Source organism: Bacillus sp. TH25 (assembly GCF_016650935.1).
Classification (GTDB): Bacteria; Bacillota; Bacilli; order Bacillales; family Bacillaceae_G; genus Bacillus_A; species Bacillus_A mycoides.
The window spans coordinates 1-7,391 of the sequence record NZ_JAEKEU010000029.1 but is presented as its reverse complement, the minus strand read 5'-3'; the positions used below and the strand labels follow the sequence as shown (position 1 = coordinate 7,391).

At 32.1% G+C, this 7,391-nt stretch carries 6 protein-coding genes, 1 pseudogene and 1 other annotated feature; all 7 genes and pseudogenes read left to right on the top strand.

Going from position 1 to position 7,391, the window contains the following annotated elements:
• The coding region (locus tag JFT89_RS14405) for a zinc-binding dehydrogenase (RefSeq protein ID WP_201040269.1) at window positions 1-338 on the top strand (338 nt) is incomplete at its 5' end.
• 273 nt (window positions 339-611) lie between these two features.
• Window positions 612-1,211, top strand: a complete 600-nt coding sequence (locus JFT89_RS14400; RefSeq protein WP_016095469.1) for an undecaprenyl-diphosphatase — start codon at window positions 612-614, stop codon at window positions 1,209-1,211.
• Window positions 1,212-1,446: 235 nt separating this feature from the next.
• The gene (locus tag JFT89_RS14395; RefSeq protein WP_201040268.1) at window positions 1,447-3,585 is read left to right on the top strand and encodes a penicillin-binding protein; all 2,139 of its coding nucleotides are present in this window, start codon (window positions 1,447-1,449) and stop codon (window positions 3,583-3,585) included.
• A gap of 191 nt (window positions 3,586-3,776) precedes the next feature.
• Window positions 3,777-4,034: a binding site (T-box leader), on the top strand.
• A gap of 65 nt (window positions 4,035-4,099) precedes the next feature.
• Entirely contained in the window at window positions 4,100-5,338 is a 1,239-nt protein-coding gene (locus JFT89_RS14390; protein WP_033706840.1) for an MFS transporter, read from the top strand.
• 111 nt (window positions 5,339-5,449) lie between these two features.
• Window positions 5,450-6,475, top strand: a complete 1,026-nt coding sequence (locus JFT89_RS14385) for a serine hydrolase domain-containing protein (RefSeq protein WP_016095466.1) — start codon at window positions 5,450-5,452, stop codon at window positions 6,473-6,475.
• A 10-nt stretch (window positions 6,476-6,485) separates the two neighbouring features.
• Window positions 6,486-7,070: a GNAT family N-acetyltransferase gene (locus JFT89_RS14380; protein ID WP_201040270.1), complete on the top strand. Its 585-nt coding sequence runs from the start codon at window positions 6,486-6,488 to the stop codon at window positions 7,068-7,070.
• A 171-nt stretch (window positions 7,071-7,241) separates the two neighbouring features.
• Window positions 7,242-7,391: pseudogene (locus JFT89_RS14375) on the top strand (DUF1453 domain-containing protein); the annotation flags it as partial.

Below are 7,391 nucleotides of genomic sequence, written 5' to 3'. Positions count from 1 at the left end.
ATGGAGAAAAAGTGGATTTAATTATAGATAGTATAGGTCCGGCGACTTTCTTAAAATATTTTGATATATTAAAACCAAATGGAAGAATCGTTAACTTTGGTGCAAGTTCAGGGGATAAAATCGAATTACCGTTACGAGCATTATTTTATAATCAAATTGATATTATGGGAACATCAATGGGAAGCCGTGAAGAATTTAATGAGATGGTTCATTTTATAGAGAAACATAATATTAAACCAATTATTGATAAAGTATATCCATTAGAAGAAGTAATCCAAGCTTTAAATCGAATGAAGCAAGGAGAACAATTCGGTAATATTGCCCTTCGTATGGAATGAAAATATGATTTCAGAGAAATTATATTTAAATGAACATGTTAAGTATTGTATTCATGCATAGAGTGTTTACTATACTATTTAAAATGTTTTACAACCTTTATACATACTTAGCTCTTGTAAATAGTTACACGATTGTCAAATGAATAGTAATAAAATGAGAATTAGATGAGAAAAGTTTAAGCCCATTTTCATATTGATGTTGTATACTGTGTAAATCAAGAACACTTGTATCTTTATTTAAAGTACAATGAGTAATAATAAGGAGAGAGTAATATGAATTACACAGTATTTCAATGGATTAATAACTTTGCTGGATCATCCAAGCTATTAGATACGCTAATGATCGCTATTACAAATAGTGCTGCATATGTAGCTATTCTATTCATGCTTATCCTATGGTTCAATAATGGAAAGAAAGAGAATGCAATTAGAAAACAATATACAGTGTTATATACGACACTTTCAGTTAGTATTGCATTATTAGTAAATGTTCTTATACATGCGGTATATTACCATCCGCGTCCTTTTATAACACATCATGTAAATCAATTAGTACCGCATGCAGCAGATTCATCATTTGTAAGTGATCATTCTGTACTCGTATTTTCGATTGCTTTCGTATTTATTCTAAGAGGAGAAAAACTTAAATATATCGCGTTAATATGGGCAATATTAGTCGGTGTATCACGCATGTACGTAGGCGTTCATTATCCTCTAGATATACTTGGTGCTGCGTTCTTAACATTTATTACAAGTGGATTAGTGATGCAAAGCGCACGTATATTTGAACCGTTAGCAAGTTTTATTTTCAAAATGTATGCACTAGTAGCAAAACGGTTGCCATTTTTAGAGAAATATAACCATATAGCTTAATCTTAAGAACCTACAAAAAGTAGGTTCTTTTTTTGAAGATTCTTAAATTTCACTTACCGTATTTTATATTAAAAAATACAAAATTAATAAAAAATAAATAGCAACAGAATTTGATTTCTTATTGTTATAGAGGAATTAGTAAAAAAACTTCGAAAAATATAGTATCTACTATATTAAAGAATATATTTAGTAGCGCATCTTCGCATTAATGCATTGTAAAGGAAAGGAGATTAGTATGCATAAACTTCAAACGAATAAAGGCGCTCGATATATGATGATTGCTTTTATTGTTTTGTTTCTTACTATGCTTTTACGTATATTTTATATTCAAGCAGTAGGAGTCGTGCATAATGTTAATGTAAAGGATCTTGCGAAGGAACAACAAAACAAAAATGGAGTTTTAGAGGCAAATCGCGGGACAATTTATGATCAAAACGGTAAAGTATTAGTCCAAGACTCAACGACATATCGCATCGTTGTAAACTTAAAAGGAAAAGATAAATTAAAAGATAAAGAAGATACTGCACAACGTTTAGCAGATGCGCTTGAAGTTGATAAAGAGGAGATCATGAAAAATTTTCATGAAGGACGTACGCAAGTTGAAATTGGTAAAATTGGACGTAACTTATCTAGAGAAGCGAAGGAAGAACTTAAAAATTTGAAAATACCAGGTGTATCGTTTACAACAGAAAAAGCCAGAGTATACCCAAATGAAGACTTCGCCTCGTATATACTTGGTTTTGCAAGACCAGATGATAAAGGTAATGCGGAGGGCAAGTTTGGGCTTGAAGAAAGTTTGGATAAATATTTACGCTCTACAAACGGAAATGTAAAATATGTAGGTTCACGAAATGGTATCCCACTTACAAATGATATAGGAAAAATAGAACCTGCTAAAAATGGAAATAACGTATACCTTACGCTTGATAAACAAATTAATAGTTTTTTAGAAGACGCGATGAATAAAGCTGCGCAACACTATGATCCTTCTATGTTAGTAGGTATTATTGCGGATCCAAAAACAGGTAAGATTTTAGCAATGTCTAGTAAGCCTAGTTATAATCCTAACAAAGGAGACATTGAATATTTTTTAAACGATCCAATTGCGAATGCATTCGAACCAGGGTCTACAATGAAAGTTTTTACATTAGCTGCTGCAATTAATGAAGGTGTATATAACGGGAAAGAATATTTCCAATCAGGAAAATACGCAGTTGGTTCAGCAGAGATTAAAGATCATAATGGCGGCTATGGATGGGGCTCAATTACATTTGATGAAGGGTTTGAAAGGTCATCGAACGTTGCTTTTTCTATTTTAGAAGACCAGTTACTGAAACCAAATAAATTCAAGCAATATATGAATAAATTTGGTTTCAATCAAAAAACAGGGATAGATTTACCTGGAGAAAGTAAAAATACATTATTGTTAAATACTCAAATTCAACAAGTTACTACTTCTTTCGGCCAAGGCTCAACTGTAACTCCTATTCAAATCGTACAAGCGGCCACAGCTATAGCAAATGACGGGAAAATGATGCAACCTTATATTGTTGATAAGGTTGTAAACCCAACAAATAAACAAGTTATTATGGAAAATCAACCTAAAGAAATAGGGAATCCGATTAAAAAAGAAACTGCAGATAAGGTAAGGAACTTAATGGAGCGAGTTATTACTTCATCAAAAGGAACGGGAACGATGTATAAAATTGATGGTTATCCGATTGGTGGTAAAACAGGGACAGCGCAAATTCCGAATCCTGAAAATGGACGATATATGGAAGGGAAAGATAATTATATTTTTTCATTCTTAGGAATGGCTCCAATTGATGATCCGCAATTAGTCGTATATTTAGCCATTAAGCAACCTAAATTAAAGGGGAATGAATACGGTGCTCAACCTCTTGCTGAAATTTTTAAACCAGTTATGAAAAATAGTCTAGAATATTTAAAAGTGAAACCATATACAGAAAAGAAAATGGCAGATGCAACAAAGCAATCTGAAATAAAAGTACAAAATTATGTAAATCAAACGATGGATACTGTGAAAAACATTGCAGAAAAAGCGAAACTTCAACCGGTAGTATTAGGAGAAGGAAAAATAATAAAACAATTTCCACAGACTGGCGAGGTAATGAGTGAAGGAGATCGCATATTTTTAGTGGGAAATAATGTGAAAATGCCTAACCTAAAAGGTTGGTCAATACGTGATGTTATGTATTTCTCTAAGTTATTGAAATTAAATTTAAAAACAACAGGTGCAGGGTATGTAACGAGTCAAAGTATTGAAAAAGGACAAGAAATACAAGAAGGGGATACTTTAAAACTAGATTTGGAACCGCCTCTAGAACCATTAGCAGAAGCGAGTACAAATTAATATCGAATTTTGTAAGAGTCTATAGTATAATAGGCTCTTTTTGTTAGAGTTACAAGTAATTTCACGCACCGTATTTTCTAATAAATAAAAAATCAAGTTATAAAATTATAAAGGATGCTTACTTTTTAAAAAAACTGATTATTCTTTTTAATTATTTACAATATAAAACCTATGTGATAATATGGAAAAAACCAAATGCAGTGAAGAGAAGAGTAAATAAAATGAATTTTTCACAGAGAGCTCCATTTAGCTGAAAAGGAGCAAAAATTCTTTATTGAACCAAGCCTCTGAGCAGCACATCGGAACCTTTTAAAAGTGGATGGTGTGACGGGAGCTCCCGTTATAGAGATAAGGTATAAGCATGAAAATAGTGCCGTACCTGATAAGGTTAATATGGCGACATATTAACAAACTAGGGTGGCACCGCGATGATAAATCTCGTCCCTAAGACTAAAAGTCTTGGGGGTGGGATTTTTTTATTGTTTTAAAACAATTTAGAAAGCGGGTGCCTAAAGTGAAAAAATTACTTAAAGATTGGAAATATCCTTTATTACTATTGTCCGGAGTTGGTATTGCGAATTTAGGTGCATGGATTTATTTAATCGCACTGAATGTACTTGTCTATAATATGGGTGGCTCAGCCTTAGCTGTCGCTACTTTATATGTGATAAAACCATTCGCCACTTTATTTACAAACGCTTGGTCAGGAAGTATGATAGATCGTTTAAATAAACGAAAGTTAATGATTCACCTCGATATATATCGAGTAGTATTTATCGCTATTTTACCCTTGGTTCCATCCCTTTGGATTGTCTATCTCTTAGTATTTTTTATAAGCATGGCCAGTGCGATTTATGAACCAACTGCTATGACATATATGACGAAATTAATTCCAGTAGAGCAAAGACAACGTTTCAACTCACTACGTAGTTTAATAGGATCTGGTGCATTTTTAATTGGTCCAGCAGTAGCGGGGATATTATTAATAACTGGTACACCAGAGTTTGCTATATATATGAATGCTATAGCATTTTTGCTATCAGGGTTCATTACATTACTTTTACCTAATCTTGATAAAAAAGACGATTCTAATACATCCAATGATAAATTATCACTAACTGTATTAAAGAAAGATTGGAACATAGTTTTAAATTTCAGTAAAAAATCTATGTATATTGTTTGTGTTTACTTCTTATTTCAAGGGATGATGGTATTAGCTACCGCTATTGATTCACTTGAATTATCATTTGCGAAAGAAGTTTTATTGTTAACAGATAGTGAGTATGGCTTTTTAGTTAGTACCGCTGGTGCGGGTTTTATTTTAGGAGCCATAACAAATACAATTTTATCAAAAAAATTAGCACCTTCATTTCTAATTGGGATAGGATCATTATTCATTGCAATCGGATATTTGATTTATGCTTTTTCAAGTGAGTTTTTAATAGCTGCTATCGGATTCTTTGTTTTATCTTTCTCTATGGCATATGCAAATACAGGATTTTACACATTTTATCAAAATAACGTTCCGGTTCATATGATGGGACGAATCGGGAGTATATACGGGCTCGTTATAGCCGTTTTAACAATTTTTATAACGATTCTGTTCGGCGTTGCAACTCAATTCACTTCTATACAACTTGTAGTCATTGTAGGAGTATTGGTAATGCTACTTATTACTATCATATTGTGCGTGTTTACTTTATTACCATCGCAGTCTAAGGTATATTCGGCTGAATCAATAAATTCGAAATAGTTCCCTTGGTTTTTATTTGAAACATAGGGGGTTGAATAGGAGGTTTCTTTCCCCTATATATGGAAAAATAATAAGGGGAAAGAACAATACCAATAAACAAGGGTGGTTATTATGATAAAAACAAAAGATCAAATAGAGAAAATTGTAAAAGAAATACATCAGAATATAGATCTTTCTGGGGTAGTCTTAATAAAAAAAGATGATGATATTATCTATGAAAATTCATTTGGATATGCTAACCGAAGTGAATGTATAAACAATACACTGCAAACAAGATTTGGAATTGCCTCAGGATGTAAATTATTCACTGCTATCAGTATCTGTCAACTTGTTGAAAGAGGTTTAATTACTTTTCATACAAAGTTAAAAGATTGTCTACATATTAAATTTCCAAACTTTAATGAAGATATTACAGTACATCAACTTTTAACGCATAGTTCAGGTATTCCAGATTATTTTGATGAAAGTATCATGGATAACTTTGAAGATCTTTGGAAACAGACCCCTATGTATCTTTTAAAAAGTTTAAAAGACTTTTTACCATTATTCCAAAACAGTAATATGATGTTTACACCAGGAAGTAAGTTTTACTATAATAATGCAGGTTTTATTATACTTGGATTAATTATAGAACAACAGACAGGACTTGAATTTACGGAATATATAGAAAGAAACATATTTGTTCCAGTTGGCATGAATGATTCAGGCTATTTCTCTTTAGATAATTTACCAAAACATACAGCTCTCGGATATATAAAGGATGCAAATAGTCAAAAATGGAGAACAAATGCATACTCTATACCCATAAAAGGAGGTTCTGATGGTGGTGCTTATATTACTGCACCAGACATGGTGAAATTTTGGAAAGCTCTATTTAACAACGAAATATTAAGCCGCGAATATACGAAGTTACTTTTAACTCCTCATATTTTGGTGAATAATAGCCAGTCTTACGGCTATGGAATATGGATTGAGAAAAGACAAGGAAATATTTTTAAATATCATGTAATGGGATATGATCCAGGCGTGAGTTTTCGCTCGGCCGTATATCCAGACTTAGGAATTACATTAGTTATTCCATCAAATAAAGGGGCAGGACCTGAAAAATTCATGGTAGAAATAGAAGGAGTTTTTTAATTACAGGGATATAAAAATTAGAACATATAAAAAAGAAGACGAAATAGGCTGGGTACGTTGCCGTGCGTTATCTTTTTTAGATACAGCATATTATGACAATGTACTTAGAGGGAAAGAAAAATATGAAAATCCTGCTATTGAATTAGTAGCTGTACACGAAGATCAAATAGTGGGTTTAATAGATATTGAATACGAATTAGAAGAACGTACTGTTTGTTCAAGAGGAACTGGTCTTGGCGGTATGATTTGGCATATTGCAGTTCATCCCGATTTTCGCAGAAGGAGAATTGGTAATCAACTATTAAATGAAGCAGAAAAGATGGCTAAAGAACTTAAGCTAAATCGATTGGAAGCATGGACTAGAGACAATCTGTGGGTACATGGATGGTATGAAAAAAATGCTTTTGTAAACGTAGATTCATATTTACACGTATATTCTGATCATACAGATGAAATAAAAGATGTAATAAATAGTAATATAAAACAGTTAAATCCGGTTCAAACATTTGCTCATTACACCGGTGAAAATAAAGAAGAGATAAGAAAACAATTTAAACGGGTTCATGAATGTACTCGTTTTGAATACAGGTACTAAAAGACGTACGAGTAAAAAGTACGTCTTTTTACTTTTATAAATAATGCTTAAGACTGATGAAAAAGAACACTCCATATTTTACAATTTAATGTAGCTATTGTATTTCAAGTATCGAATAAAGAAAGAAGAATATAATTTTTAAAGGGAAACGTGTAAATAGGGGGGATTTAATTGGATATTATCGTTGTTATTCTTATTATCGTTTTAATGCAAGGGAAAGAACGTAAAGTGAAAATTAATCGTATTTGGCTTGTTCCAGCTTTATTGTGCTATGTAACAATTCAGTCCATTGTTCACATGGAGCAAGTAACTTTATTGCAA

What these genes read in the sequence shown, in the direction of transcription:
- JFT89_RS14395 (WP_201040268.1), top strand. Translation starts at nt 1,447, where the DNA reads ATGCATAAACTTCAAACGAATAAAGGCGCTCGATATATGATGATTGCT.
- JFT89_RS14400 (WP_016095469.1), top strand. Translation starts at nt 612, where the DNA reads ATGAATTACACAGTATTTCAATGGATTAATAACTTTGCTGGATCATCC.
- JFT89_RS14385 (WP_016095466.1), top strand. Translation starts at nt 5,450, where the DNA reads ATGATAAAAACAAAAGATCAAATAGAGAAAATTGTAAAAGAAATACAT.